Here is a 14091-nt window from a genome sequence, read left to right as displayed (position 1 = left end):
ACAAACAGTGCTATAACAATTCATAATCATTGAAGATAATATTCTCGCCACTTGCGGCCGTTATATCGACTTTACCTGGCTCGGTTAAAAAGGCATCGCCGGGATGTACCCAAACTTCTTTTACCCGATTGGTATGAGTTTGATCGGCAATCAGTACCCGCCCTTCGGTGAAGAACACGCGCACGCCAGGCCCGTGTTGCGTATATTCGCCGGTACTGGCGCCAGGCTTAAGCGTGACCTTCCAGCCTCTCACGGTTTTCTTATCCAGCACCTGACTAAATGCGGCATTGGCAGGCCGGGAAGCGTTACCGAAATGTTGCGGGCCTGGGATGTTAATTTCGAACGCCACCTGATGATTGACGTTATTTCCGGTATTGGTGACCTTATCCGTATCCGATTTTCCTTGATGCTCACCGAATTTAACATTGCCACTTTTCATTTCTGTTATGTTAACCGGCTTGTCGGGATATTCTATTTTGACCGGGCTACCCTCAATGTGGGTATTAACATAATCCAGATGCTGCTCATGAAATAGCGTCGATTGTCCAGGTTGAATTAATACGCGCATCACTGTGACATATTTATTTTCCAGAATGACGTGGTGCAGTGGTTCCAGATCGGTGGCAACCCCTTTATCAGCCGCCAGTGTCGGTAATCCAACGCTTAACAGCGTTGAGCATAATAATGTGCTGAATAATGTTTTGCGAATAGTCGACATAAACACTCCTTTTCTTACGAATGAATTAAGTAGAACAGAAATTTACTCAACGATAGTGACCCAATTAGCGCCCTTGCCGGTGGGGACGCGCTCAATTAATGTCAGTTTGCCAGTGGTTTGATCTATGGAATAGAGCGAGATTTGTGTCGACTTCTGACCGGATTCAATTAAATAGCGCCCGGAATTATCAATAGCAAATCCACGCGGCTGAGTTTCTGTTGGCGTGCTATTAATCAACGTCAATCGACCATCGATCGGTGATACATGAAACGCAGTAATATGACTGCTGGTGCGTTCGGTGGAATAAAGGAAACGTCCATTCGGCGTGATATGAATATCGGCTTGCCATAAACGCGGTTTGGCGGATTTTGGCAAATCATCATCGCCGGTCAGTGGTCGCGCTTCGCCACGCTGCATGTTGGCGGCAATGGCCGGATCGAGTGACGGTGTCGCTTCATGTTCCGTCAGGGTGCCATCCTTGTTCAAAGTCAGGCGGGAGATGTTGCCGGCCATTTCGGTCAGCAAATAGAGATTCTGCTCACCTTTCTCATCCCGTTGCGGTGCAAAGGTGAAATGACGCGGTCCGGTTGCCGACTCGCGTTGAATATTCACAAACGCTGGCGTGTTCGCCGTGACGGTTCCGCTGTGGCTATCGAAACGGTACTGCAGCAGTTGATCGGCACCCAGCAGCGGTACATAGAGAAACTGGTTGCTGGGATCGGTCTGAATGGAATGTGCACGTTTTCCGGTATGCACCACCTGCACCGGCGCACTCTCAACTTTACCATCCGCGGCAATGCGATTGATGCTAAACAGATCGCCGCCGTAAGAAGATGAAAGCAGGAATTTCCCGCTCTTATCCAGCGCGACATACGCCATCGCCTCTGGCAGCGGCGTATCCGCAAAATGCTGCAGTGAGCCGTCAGGTTGAATATGCCAGGCCGAAACATGGTAAGGCTTACTGCGAACGGAGACATAAAGTGTCTTGTTATCCTGCGAAACCACCATCGGCATACTTTTCAGGCCGCTGGGATATTCGCCAATCGGTTTCAGCTGGCGCTGTGCCTTTTGCAGCTCGTAGGCCGTCACCGTGCCGCTGTCGCCGTTGGATACGTAGACAAAGGATTTCTCCTGCGCCAATACCGTTGATGCAAAAAGGATCATGCCTGCGGCTATTACCGTCTTTTTCATCTTTGGATCTCGTTTTTGTAGGGAACAATGCGGGTGTTACCAGCGCGTATTAAAGTGTTCGCACAGCTCCAATACGGCTTGTTCTGGCAGCGCGGCGGGCTTATCCACGCAGTTCAGCCAAAGGCGCGCGGTTTCTTCCAGCTCTTCAAGGGCAAAGCTTACCGCTGAAACGGATTTGCCCCACATCACCGGGCCAAGTCTCTCCAGCATCACGCCTCGCACGTCATTGGCCAGTTCAGCCACCTGCGCAGCCACATCGGCATGGCCTGGGCGGCGATAGTCGATTAACGGAATCCGACCGACTTTCATCACCTGATACGGCGTCAGCGGCGGTAAAATGCTGTCGCGCTGCCACACACCCGCTAACGTCAGTTGCACCAGATGCGTCGAATGGGTGTGCACCACGCCGTGCGCCTCCGGGTTGCGATCATAAATCTGGCGATGTAACAGCAGAGTCTTCGATGGCTTGTCGCCCGAAACCCATTCACCGGCGCGATTAACCTTGGCAATCCGGCCGGGCTCCAGATGTCCCAAACAAGCATCGGTTGGCGTAATCAGCCAGCCATCTTCCAGCCGAGCGCTGATGTTTCCCGCGGTGCCGGTGGTATAGCCGCGGTTAAACAGATCGGCTCCCACCTGGCAAATCTCTTCTCGTAAGGACTGTTCGTTTTGCATGTGGTTTCTCCTGTTATTGATTGGCGGTGGCAATGACGTTGGCATCAGATTTGGAGCTAATCGGTAATGGCTCCAGCTTGCCGAGCACAAACATAAAGGTCAGTGCACCCAGCACACAGATGCCACCCGCGACCAGCAACGGCACCACAAATGACCCGTGACTAAGGCTCAGCATTAAGCCTGTGAAGGAAGCCGTAACAATCCCGGCCAGGTTACCGGCAAAGTTCTGAATGCCGCCCAGCGTGGCCACATAATTACTGGCGGGCGCAACGTCGGCTGGCAGCGTCCAAATGTTGGCGGCGGTAAAAGCTAAACCGGCGTAAGTGATGGAAAACAGCGTCAGGATCACCGTAATGCTGTCGGTGAATGCGGCGAAAGCAATCACGCTGGAAAGCAACATGCCGCTGATAAGACAAGTTTTACGCGCCGCCGTCAGGCTAAATCCTTTGCGATACAGGGTATCCGACACAATCCCGCCAAGTAGACTTCCCGGAATCCCCATCAGCGCAGGGATCGCACCCAGCGTCCCCAATTCTTTCAGCGAGAAGCCATGTGCCACAGTCAGATAGGTTGGGAACCAGGTCACAAAGAAATAGGTAGCGAAGTTCATGCAGAAGAAACCAATCATCATTCCCCACACGTTGCGATGGCGGAACAGTGACCACAGTTCAACTTTGGCGTCGGCCTGCGTGGTGGGCAAAGCACGATCTTCCAGCAGATTTTGCCGCTCAGTTTCATCAAGGCCTTTCATCTCTTCAGGCTCACGATAGAAGACTAACCAGATCACCACCCAAATCAGTCCTAATGCGCCAGTCACGATGAAGGACGTTTCCCAATCCCACACGCTGATCAGCCAGGCAACCAGCGGCAGCGCCAGCGCACTGCCAGCACGCGGACCGGCATCAAAGATCCCGCTGGCCGTTGCACGCTGTTTTTTCGGGAACCAGCTGTAAACCACTTTGACACAGCCCGGATTTCCCCCTGCTTCGCCCAGGCCTAATGCTAAGCGCGCCGCAAAAAGAGAAGTGAACCCTTTACCAAACGAGGTAAACACCGTAAACAACGACCACCATCCGACGGCGATGGCCAGTCCGGCACGCGCTCCAAGACGATCGAGTAGACGTCCGGCCGGAATTTGCATCAGCGCATAGGTCCAGAAGAAGGCGCCCAGAATCAGTCCCATGCTGGTGTCATCGAGGCCTAAATCTGCTTTGATGTGCGGTGCGGCGATCGCGAGGTTGATACGATCGATGTAATTGATTGCGATGGCAAAAAAGCAGAACACGATCATCAGCCAGCGAATTCGTGGATATCTGCGCATGGTGAATTCCTTTATGATTTATATAGGGTTAACGAGGTTCTGCGGCCGTAGAGCGGCTGCAGCCCGCGTTGGGGTTAAATTTGGGGGTGACAGTTCGCGAACCTGTTAAAAAAACGTGAGCAGGCACACCCAAACTGATAACATGATGTCAAAAGTAAGCGATTACAAAATTCAGTCAAGCCAAAAGTAAGCGCTTTCAAAATTGATTGTGAGTTGTCTGCAATTTTTGTGGGCAAGCTCACTCTTTCTGCAGGAGTGACTTGATGAGTGAGAAGCAAAATGGATCTGGCCGCGTTTCACTGGATGATGTTGCGCGTCTCTCTGGCGTTTCAACGGCGACGGTTTCACGCGTATTGAACGGCAGCACCACGGTCAAAGCGTCACGCCGTGAAGCGGTGGAAAAGGCCTGCGAGGAGTTGGGATATGTGATTAACCGCGCCGCGCGCACCCTTGCCTCGCGACGCAGCATGACAATTGGCGCGGTGGTCCCCACGCTGGCGACAGAAACCTTTTCGCGTCCGCTGGCGGCGTTTCAGCAACTGATTCATGAAGCCGGCTACACGCTGCTATTGGCCAACTCCAACTTTGATCCGGAAACCGAGCTGAAAGAAGTCAATAAGCTGATTGAGTACGGTATCGATGGTTTGATGCTGGTGGGCAATACCCATCATCCAAAACTGTGGGAGCGCATCATTCAGCAGGATATCGCCTGCGTGCAGACCTTTTCGCAAGACAGAGAAAGACCTTGTGTCGGTTATGACAGCGAGGGTGCGGCTGAAACCCTGGCGCAGCATTTGCTGGGATTAGGGCATCAGCGCTTTGCGGTGATTGTCGGCACGCCGCCTTCGAACGATCGTATTTCAGAACGTCTGAACGGTACGCGCCGCGCCCTGCAGCAGTATGGATTGACGCTGCCGGATACGCATTTAATTGATAACGCCTTCACCATGAATGATGCGCGCAGAGCGGTGTTTCGTTTACTCGATGCGCCGCAGCCGCCCACCGCCATCATCTGCGGGAACGATCTGCTGGCGTTTGGTGCCATGCGCGCGGCGAGCGAGCGTTATCTGCGCATTCCGAATGATATCTCCATCGTGGGCTTCAACGACTATGAATACGCCGAGCATCTTGAGCATCCGCTGACCACCATGCGCGTGGATTTAGCCTCGATTGGTGAACACGCGGCGCACTATTTATTGAACACGCTGAATAACTTACCTGCGCAAACGCAGACGCAGATAAGTACCGAGTTGATTGTCCGGGGCAGCAGCGGCTCGGTGCCCCGTCAGGAACGCTAATCGCGCCTGTCCATGCCAAAACGGTTGAACACGTCCGTGACTGACGGCGTTTTCAGCCAGCCCAGAAATGCCTGCGCCCGTTCCGGTTGTTGGGCGTGGCTTAACACCGCAGCCGAGAGCGAAATCGCCTGCTGCGTACCCGCTGGCAGCGGTCCAATAACATCAATGCCCTCCACCATCAGCAATTCGCTGATCTGCTGTACTGCCAGGTCAGCGTTGCCCTGCACCAGTTGCTCGGCGGTGAAACCAGCAGGAATCACCGTGCCACGCGCGCGCAGTTCCGTATCAATGTTGAGTTGTTTCAACAATTGCGAGAACCAGACACCGCTGGCTCCGGCTTCTGACCAGGCCACCGAACGCGCAGCCAACAAAGTCTGAATCAACGTTTCGCGATTGCTGATATCAGGCTGTGCAGCGCCCGCCCGCACCGCAATTCCGATGGGAGAATCGACCAGTTCGATGCGCGTGCCCGCTTCCGCCAAACCCGATTGTGTCAGGCGGTCTAGCGTCTCAACCGTAGCGATCACCACATCCGCTTCGGCGCCGGCGTTGAGCTCTTTTTCGATGATGGTGCTGGGATGCCAGCGTATCGCCAGCGGTATATCGGGATGTTGCGACTGCCATTGGGCAACCAGCGTGTTAAACGGCGCGCTCAGTGCGAGCGCGCTATAAATCGTTAACGCCATGATTAATCCTCGCGTGCGAAAAAGGGAGCGCGACGCAGCAGCGCAGCATTAAGTTGCTCAGGCCGTGTCACGCCTATCAGCGCTAAATCACGATCGATTTCATCCCGCAGGATATGCATGGCATGTTCAATGCCCGCCTGAGCGCCAATCACCGCGCCATACAGGAATGGACGACCAAGAAATACGAAGTCCGCGCCCAGCGCCATGGCTTTCATCACATCGGTGCCACGACGGATGCCGCTATCAATAATTACCTTCATATTGCCCTTCGCCGCCGCGATTTCAGCGAGCGTATGCAGCGGTGGCACCGTGTGATCCAGCTGACGGCCGCCGTGGTTGGAGAGAATCACCGCATCGGCGCCAAGATCACGCGCGATGAAGGCATCATCCGGCGACATCAGCCCTTTAATTACCAGATTGCCTTTCCATTTTTTACGGATCGCTTCAACGTGCTTCCAGCTCAGTTTGTCGCGTGCATTGGTGTTACGCACTTTGCTCGACATCATCGGCGGGCCGCGTTCAGCATCGGTATTTTCGAAGTGCGGCGCACCATGACGCAGGAAGGTTTGCGCCACCGTGCCCAGCAGCCAGCGCGGACTCATGGCGCTTTGCCACATCACTTTCGGCGTGATTTTTATCGGCATGCTGAAGCCGCTGCGGGTATTGTGTTCACGATTACCCAGCATCGGCGTATCACCGGTCACCACCAGCGTTTTATAGCCTGCGTGTTCAACGCGATCGACTAATCGATCGATGCGCGGTTGATCGCCCGCCAGATAGGCCTGAAACCAGGCGTCCGGATTAGCGGCGATCACCTCTTCCAGCGGAATCAGTGATGAGGCGCTCAGGATCATCGGCACATTCATGGCCCGTGCGGCTTTCGCCAGCATTAAGTCCGCGCGATAGCTGACAAACGACGCGCCACCAAGCGGAGCCACACCGAAGGGATGCGCCCAGTCATGGCCCAATAAATTCACCCGCTGATCGCGGCCCGAAACATCGCGGAACATACGCGGTACAAAGACATATTGCTGATAAGCTTCATGCGCGGCAGCAAGTCCTCTGCCGGTTTCCACGCCGCCTTTCACATACTGATAAATCATATTCGGCAACCGCTTACGCGCATGGCGTTCAAAATCTTCCAGCGCCAGCAGATCACGAAAATGGCGCGGCACCGTATTCGCAGGGCGCACCTGCGCTTCGGGTGTCACGTTAACGTTAATAGCGGTGGTTTCTCCACGAATGGTCATAGTGCGTTCTCAGGGTTAGCTAAAAGTAAGCGATTTCAAAATAGGCATTCAGACGAATGCATTCATTTCTATCCTGACAGATACGCAGTTTTTTTGTGTGACGAGCATCACCTTATCAAGACAAATGTAAGCCCTTACATTTTCATTTCGCCTCAGGTATGGTGTGCTGTAATTCACTTGTGTATCGCTAGTGTCGGAGAAAATGATGAGCCAACGCATAGTTTTACTGCATGCCACGCCGGTGGCGATGCCCCCTATTCAGGAAGCCTTTAACGATCTTTGGCCAGAGGCTGAAGTGGTGAATTTGCTGGATGATGGTTTGACGCTGGATCGCGCTAAAGAGGAACAGCTTTCGCGCCAGTTGATTGAGCGCTTTGTTGCTTTTGGCCGCTACGGCTATGCGATGAATGCGCAAGGAATTCTGGTGACCTGTTCAGCTTTTGGCCCGGCGATTGATGAACTCTCTGCGGCGTTGCCGGTGCCGGTGCTGAAACCGAATGAAGCGATGTTCGAGGCTGCGCTGCAGCAAGGCGAACGTATCGGCATGCTGGCGACCTTTGGTCCGTCATTAGTGACGATGTGCGATGAGTTTTATCACTATGCCGAACAGATTGGTTCATCCGCAACGCTGGAAAGCGTGCTGGTTCCGGATGCCATTGACCTGCTGCGTAAAGGTGACGTCGCCAGCCACAATCGTCTGGTCGCAGAGTTCGCGCCGCAGTTAAGTCACTGCGATGTAATTATGCTGGCTCACTTCTCCACCTCGCGCGCCGCCGACGCCGTGCGTGAAAAAGTCTCGATTCCGGTGTTAACGGCACCGCATGCCGCGGTAAAAAAAATGCAGTTAGCGATTGGAGGCTCATCATGCTGATTGGGGTCATCGCCGATGATTTTACCGGTGCCAGCGATATCGCCGTTACGCTGTCGAAAGGATTGCTGGGCGAAGGCGGATTGCGCACGACGCAATATCTTGGCATACCGCAACAGCCTGCCGAGGAACAGGTGGAAGCAGGCGTCATTGCTTTGAAATCACGCTCTTTGCCAGCACAGGAAGCCGTTCAACAATCGCTGGCTGCTTGTGAATGGCTGTTGCAGCAAGGCTGTGCGCAGATCGTGTTTAAATATTGCTCGACCTTCGACTCGACCGATGCCGGCAACATTGGTCCGGTACTCGATGCGCTGGCTCAGCGATTAGCGGCGCGCAATGTGATTGTCTGCCCGGCATTTCCCGCGATGGGCCGTACGCTTTATCAGGGCAATTTGTTTGTGCATGACCGTCCGCTGAATGAATCAGGCATGGAGCATCATCCTCTGACGCCAATGAAGGATGCGGACATCCGCCGTTTGCTGGCGCGCCAGGCGAAAACGCGCGTCAGCCACATTGGCTGGCAGCAAGTGGTGCGAGGCAGTGAAGCACTGCGCGAGATACTGCAAGACCAAACAGATGAGGAAACGCAATTGGTGGTGGTGGATGCCCTCAGCGATCACGATTTAACGCTGATCGGCATCGCCGCTGCAGGAGAGAAGTTGATCAGTGGTGGATCGGGCATCGCGCTTGCCCTGCCGCACAACTTTATCAGCGCCGGTAAAGCACAAGGTAATAACAGTAAGTTTCCTGCCATTAAAGGTTCCAGCGCCATTTTAGTTGGCAGTTGTTCAGGTGCGACGCGCGGACAAATAGAGGAACACCAAAAACAGCATGCGGTGCTGGCCATTGAGATTGAGGATGTGATGGCGGAACGTATTGATGCTGACGATCTCGTGGATTTCATCCTCACCCATCAGGACCGTTGCCCGCTGATCTATTCCTCAGGCGATCCGGCAACGGTGAAGCAAGCACAGCAGCAGTTTGGCCAACACAACATCTCGCAGCGACTTGATCGCTTATTTGGCGATACGGCACGCAAGTTGGTGCTTGAAGCGGGCATTCAGCGTTTAGTGGTTGGCGGCGGAGAAACTTCGGGCGCGGTGGTCAGCGCGTTAAATTTGGGTTCGCTGCAGGTTGGAAGTGAAATCGATCCTGGCGTGCCCGCCCTGTTTGCTCAGGGCGAGCGGCCGCTGGCGCTGGCGCTTAAATCGGGGAATTTTGGTCGACGCGACTTCTTCTCGCATGCCCTTAACGTATTAGCCGGTTCTACGCATTAAATTGAAGACAACGTCGCGCTGACGTTGTCTTCTTCTCACTCTAACGGCCACCAAATTCCGGTAACACCCCAAACCAGCTCAACAGCCAGGCCAATATATTCATCGCGCCAAACACCAACAGAAAAACCACTGCCAGCGAACAGCGTTGCTGAGATTTCCATGCCAGCAGCGCGGGGATGATCACCGCCCACAAGGTGGCAAACAGTCCGGCAAAACCAATCGCGGCGACAAAGCCATTTGGCCACCAAATCGAGGCGAGTAACGGCGGCAGGAAAGTCAGGCTGGCGGTTTTCAGGCGTGCGCCGGGTGAATTCGCGAATCCCAGACGATCGGCGATGAAATCAAACAGACCGGCGGTGACGCCAAGGAATGAGGCAATCACGGCAAAATGCGAGAAGATCGACATCATCAGCGCCAACGCATTGACGTTCAGATGCGCACGCAGCGCCTCCATCAGCGCAGCGATATCGCCGCCCTGCTTCACAATCTCAGGAAACGCGTCGCGCGGTAGATTTCCCATGGTGCTGGTTAGCCAAAACAGATACAACGCCAGCGACAGCAGCGTTCCCAACACCAAAGCCCGCGTGATGTTTTGCTTATTACCGCCGTAATAATTCACCAGACCGGTGATGTTGCCGTGGTATCCAAACGAAGCGAGACAAAACGGCAACACGCCGAGTGCATAAGGCCAGTAACGTTCACCGGCAGCGGGTCCGCTCAGTAACGACGGCACCTTCACCTGCGTCAGAAGGCCGCCAAACAGCACGATCAACAGCAGAATTTTCGCCAGCACGCAGAAGGTCATCAAGCGACTGACGCCCGTCGTACCGAGCCAAACGACGACGGCGACGCACAACGTCAGCAACACCTTGGCTTCTGCAGTTGAGATCGGTAATCCCAACTGACTGATTGAGTGCTGATAGACCGGGCCGCTGGCTGAAATGTAGGCGTATGTCAGGATGCCAAGGACGAATAAGATGCTGAGGCCGTTCAGTGCCGCCCAGCCGCGTCCAAGCAAATCTTTGGTTAAGGTGTCGTAACCCGCGCCCGGCGGATACGTGAGGCTGACGCGCATAAACAACAAGCCGGACAGCAACATGCCGCCCCAGCTGATCAGCAGTAACATCATCGCCCAGCCAAACCACGCGCCCGCCATCACCACCGGCAGCGTAAACATCCCTGCGCCCACCACGGTGCCGCAAATAATCATCGCGCCCCACCATACGGAAGGCTGGCGGCGGGACAATGTCATCTCCGTCATCACTTATTCCCTACAAAACATCTTAAAGGCGGCGATGATACACGGGAAAACGCTGAGAAGAGAGTGTGATACGCGATAATACGCGCGCCAGTTAAACCTGACGCGCGTTTAAGGAAGGGAAAACAACTTAGTTATAAAACGCCGGTTTCACTGGCATAGTGACCGGTACGATGTCTCCGGATTTTTGCGCCGCAACACAGGCATCGGCAGCAACCGCCGCAGCGTAGCCATCCCACGCAGACGGGCCGGTCATTTCACCCGACAACACGTTATTGATGAAGTCCTGCAACTCCACGTCATAGGCCTCGATGAAACGCTTTTTCCAGTCGGTAAGAATACGGGTGGAGAGTTTGGCCGCGCTGCGCGTCTGTACCGACATCGGTTCAGGCAGGCGCGCAATACCGCTTTCGCCGACCACTTCACACTGAATATCGTAGCCGTATGTGCAGTTAACGAAGATTTCGACGTCGATGCGCACGCCTTTGGCGGTTTCCAGCAGCACGATTTGCGGATCTTTCAGATGCGAAGCGGCTTTACTGGTTGAGCGCGGGTAGATCACCTGCGCACTGACGTAATCATCTTTCAGCAACCAGCGCAGCACATCAAGCTCATGAATCAACGTATCGGTGATCGCCATATCAGTAGTGTAGGAATCGCCGACTTCGGGGTTGCGATGTGCGCAATGTAGCATCAGCGGTTCGCCGATGTCACCGTTATCAATCACCGCCTTCAGCGCGCGGTAGCCCGCGTCGTAAGGACGCATAAAGCCGACCTGCACCAGCTTCTTACCGGCGGCGATTTCCGCTTCCACGATGTTCATACAACCCTGCGCGGTGACCGCCAGCGGCTTTTCGCAGAACACCGCCTTGCCGGCTTTGATCGCTGCCAGCACAAACTCTTCATGGGTTGGGCCCCACGAGGTGACCAGAATCGCCTGCACCTCTGGCGCGTTAATCAGATCATGTGCGTTGTCGTAAATCTCCGCCTGAATGCCGAGATCGTGGATGATCTGCTCGCAGTTGCTGCGATTGATGTCATTCAGCGCCACTACACGCGAATGTTGCAGTACCTGGCTACAACGACGAATGTGTTCGCGACCGATCGCGCCCGTGCCAATTACACCGATATTGAGCGTCATGGAAGTGTTCCTTAGTTATTCAGGTAAGCAATGCTGGAGTGGATTTCACGAGCAATTTGTTCTTCGCTCCAGTTATCCATCACCGACGAAAACGGTTCGAAAGCGTAAATGCCGCGATAGCCCATCTCTTCCAGACGCTGCACTTGTTGTTTCGATTTCAGCACATCGTCGGCGCTTAACATGATGCGCTCTTCGTCGGTTAACTGATGCGTTGGGCGCGCGTCGGTCACGCCGGACAAATGCACCAGCCCGATATTGTTGACGTCGACGCCGCCAGCAAAGTCTTGTTCAGCCCCTTCGTACAAATGATGGTGAAAGGTATCCAATACGATTTTGAACGGCGCGCCGGCTTGTTTGATCAGCTGCTGTGCCAGAGCCGCTGAACGCAGCGAGCTTTGCGGGAAACCGAGCGGCTCCACCAGACCGGCAATGCCATATTCGGAAAACAGTGGCGCCAGCGTTTTTAACGCATCGACGGTTTGCTGCTGGGAAATAACGGTGCCGTCATTCAGTGGGCAAAGGACTAACGCTTTCGCACCGGTGGCACGCGCGTCTTTTAATAAAGCGCGCGTTTTCTCCAGCACGTCATCGCTTAATTGGTTAAACGGATAAACCGCATTAATAGTTTCAATGGTAAAATCATGCTGAGTCGCGAGATGGCGAACTTCTTCGCCTGTTAAATTATCGGTCACGCTACCACTTTTCATATCATTGCGGATTTCGACTTTATTTAACCCCAGTTTTTCAACCAGCGAGAAAAAACGCTCGAGGCTAAGATTAGGCGCGATTTTACGATTAACGCAGAGTCGATCATGGCTTATTTTGTAGGTCATGGTGTGTTCTTTCCTGAAAGAGTAATATTTATTAGCTTCTGTTTTGTTATGTCGCGTCGATATCTTGCGATAGTAAGCGATGTTGTTTTGCTGTTCTGCCAGAACTTTGATTGATTTACATCAATGCAACATCATTTATACAACTCATGGAAATAGTGCTCGACCTGTTCCAGGCTGCGTCCTTTGGTTTCCGGGATGGTGCGCAACACGAACATCGATCCCCCAATACCAATCACGGCAAAGGTTAAGAAGGCACCGGCCAGACCAAAAGCCGCCAACAGCAGCGGGAACGCCATGGAAATGGCGAAGTTGGCCATCCACAACGCAAACACCGCGCCGCCCATGCAAATACCGCGCATCCGCGCTGGAAAGATCTCGGAAAGTAATAGCCAGGTAACCGGCGACAACGCGCCTTGCTGGAAGCACAGAAACATCAGCATGCCCGCCAGCACCAGATAGGCGCGCAGCAGATTGACGTCGCCTGCCGGGTGATATTCCGGCATGAAGAAACACACCGCGGCGATAAAAAACAGGCACGCGGTGCAGCCCATCTGACCAACCAGTACCAGCGGACGACGGCCGATTTTGCCGATCATCCAGATACCGATCAGCGTCATCAGCACCGAAATCACGCCGTTGGCGATGGTGGCGAACAGCGCGGCATCGTTGCTCAAGCCGGTTGCCGTCAGCATGGTAGGCGCGTAATACATGATGGTGTTGACGCCGGTCAGCTGCTGAATCGCCGCGATGCCGATACCAAGCAGGAACACTTTGCGCAGCCACGGCGTACGCAAATCGCGCAGGCGGCTTTTGCCCTGTTGCCGGTTCTCTTCGATGGTTTCTTCTATCTCTTCCAGCTCCCATTCGACGTCATCGGCCGCGCGGGTTTTCTCCAGTACTTTGCGTGCTTGCTGGCTATTACCGCGCATTACATGCCAGCGCGGGCTTTCCGGCATAAAGATCATGCCCAACCACAGCAATACTGCGGGCACAGTTGAGATAGCGATCATCCAGCGCCACGTGTGTTCTCCACCCCAGATTTCATTGAAAGTGGCGTTGGACACGTACGCCAGCAACTGACCTGAAACAATCATCAGCTCCTGCAAGGTCACCAGTTGACCGCGCTTGTTCGCCGGGGCAATTTCCGCGATATACACCGGCACCGTGGCCGCTGCGCCACCGACGGCGATACCGAGGAACAGACGTGAAGCAATCATTGAGATGACATCCGGCGCGAAGGCCGAACCGATGGCGCCAAGGGCAAAAATAAAGGCCAGAGAAATGATGATCTTGCGGCGTCCCAGCGCGTCCGCGAAATGACCGGCGAGCAGCGCGCCAAAAGCGGCGCCAAACAGCAGTGAACTGGTGACTAACCCGGTGGTAAAGGGCGTGAGCTGTAGATCGTCACGCATAAAGAGTAAAGCGCCTGATACTACACCGGTATCGTAGCCGAACAGCAATCCACCCAGCGTGGCGACCAGCGCAATAATTTTAACAAATGGCTCGGTGCGCGTGGCGCTATTGGGGCCGGAAGCGGTGTTAGTGGATATATAAAGTTCTCTTTCCATAATACCT

General features: G+C 54.2%; 13 protein-coding genes. 3 read left to right on the top strand and 10 right to left on the bottom strand.

What is annotated here, in order from left to right:
• Nucleotides 1-10: 10 nt before the first annotated feature.
• The 4 genes from KVT28_RS10320 to KVT28_RS10305 are packed head-to-tail and all read right to left on the bottom strand — an operon-like array spanning nucleotide 11 to nucleotide 3905.
• Nucleotides 11-718 carry a hypothetical protein gene (locus KVT28_RS10320; protein ID WP_217548188.1) on the bottom strand — a complete coding sequence of 236 codons (708 nt, stop codon included), beginning with the start codon at nucleotides 716-718 and terminating at the stop codon, nucleotides 11-13.
• Nucleotides 719-760: 42 nt separating this feature from the next.
• Entirely contained in the window at nucleotides 761-1909 is a 1149-nt protein-coding gene (locus tag KVT28_RS10315) for a beta-propeller fold lactonase family protein (protein WP_217548186.1), read from the bottom strand.
• A gap of 36 nt (nucleotides 1910-1945) precedes the next feature.
• Nucleotides 1946-2584, bottom strand: coding sequence for an aldolase (locus KVT28_RS10310; protein ID WP_061719469.1), 639 nt, complete (start codon nucleotides 2582-2584; stop codon nucleotides 1946-1948).
• A 13-nt stretch (nucleotides 2585-2597) separates the two neighbouring features.
• Nucleotides 2598-3905 carry an MFS transporter gene (locus tag KVT28_RS10305; RefSeq protein WP_110866923.1) on the bottom strand — a complete coding sequence of 436 codons (1308 nt, stop codon included), beginning with the start codon at nucleotides 3903-3905 and terminating at the stop codon, nucleotides 2598-2600.
• A 263-nt stretch (nucleotides 3906-4168) separates the two neighbouring features.
• Between KVT28_RS10305 and KVT28_RS10300 the strand changes: the two genes are divergently transcribed.
• Nucleotides 4169-5203, top strand: a complete 1035-nt coding sequence (locus KVT28_RS10300) for a LacI family DNA-binding transcriptional regulator (RefSeq protein WP_101761468.1) — start codon at nucleotides 4169-4171, stop codon at nucleotides 5201-5203.
• Here KVT28_RS10300 and KVT28_RS10295 read toward each other — a convergent pair.
• Together KVT28_RS10295 and KVT28_RS10290 are read right to left on the bottom strand one after the other, a co-directional pair.
• On the bottom strand, nucleotides 5200-5889 hold the full coding sequence (locus tag KVT28_RS10295) for a substrate-binding domain-containing protein (RefSeq protein WP_217548183.1): 690 nt from the start codon (nucleotides 5887-5889) through the stop codon (nucleotides 5200-5202). The two genes, KVT28_RS10300 and KVT28_RS10295, sit on opposite strands and share 4 nt — an antisense overlap.
• A 2-nt stretch (nucleotides 5890-5891) precedes the next feature.
• Nucleotides 5892-7139, bottom strand: a complete 1248-nt coding sequence (locus KVT28_RS10290; RefSeq protein WP_217548181.1) for an alpha-hydroxy acid oxidase — start codon at nucleotides 7137-7139, stop codon at nucleotides 5892-5894.
• A gap of 205 nt (nucleotides 7140-7344) precedes the next feature.
• On the opposite strand from KVT28_RS10290, the gene KVT28_RS10285 reads away from it, so the two are divergent.
• Complete coding sequence (locus tag KVT28_RS10285) at nucleotides 7345-8010, top strand: aspartate/glutamate racemase family protein (RefSeq protein ID WP_217548544.1); 666 nt, start codon at nucleotides 7345-7347, stop codon at nucleotides 8008-8010.
• Entirely contained in the window at nucleotides 8004-9284 is a 1281-nt protein-coding gene (gene otnK / locus KVT28_RS10280) for a 3-oxo-tetronate kinase (RefSeq protein WP_217548179.1), read from the top strand. Before KVT28_RS10285 ends, otnK begins: the two co-directional genes overlap by 7 nt.
• Nucleotides 9285-9324: 40 nt before the next feature.
• Here the strand turns inward: otnK and KVT28_RS10275 are convergent, their stop codons facing one another.
• The 4 genes from KVT28_RS10275 to KVT28_RS10260 form a co-directional block, all read right to left on the bottom strand.
• The gene (locus tag KVT28_RS10275) at nucleotides 9325-10545 is read right to left on the bottom strand and encodes an aromatic amino acid transporter (protein WP_217548177.1); all 1221 of its coding nucleotides are present in this window, start codon (nucleotides 10543-10545) and stop codon (nucleotides 9325-9327) included.
• A gap of 127 nt (nucleotides 10546-10672) precedes the next feature.
• Entirely contained in the window at nucleotides 10673-11683 is a 1011-nt protein-coding gene (locus tag KVT28_RS10270) for a Gfo/Idh/MocA family protein (protein WP_217548174.1), read from the bottom strand.
• An 11-nt stretch (nucleotides 11684-11694) separates the two neighbouring features.
• A complete protein-coding gene (locus tag KVT28_RS10265; protein ID WP_217548172.1) occupies nucleotides 11695-12516 on the bottom strand; it encodes a TIM barrel protein in 822 nt (273 codons plus the stop codon).
• 131 nt (nucleotides 12517-12647) lie between these two features.
• The gene (locus KVT28_RS10260) at nucleotides 12648-14084 is read right to left on the bottom strand and encodes a sugar porter family MFS transporter (RefSeq protein ID WP_217548169.1); all 1437 of its coding nucleotides are present in this window, start codon (nucleotides 14082-14084) and stop codon (nucleotides 12648-12650) included.
• Nucleotides 14085-14091 lie beyond the last annotated feature (7 nt).

This window comes from Pantoea sp. GbtcB22 (genome assembly GCF_019091025.1).
Lineage (GTDB): Bacteria > Pseudomonadota > Gammaproteobacteria > Enterobacterales > Enterobacteriaceae > Pantoea > Pantoea leporis.
The sequence above is the reverse complement of the archived record's forward strand: the minus strand, read 5'-3'. Positions and strand labels throughout refer to the sequence as shown.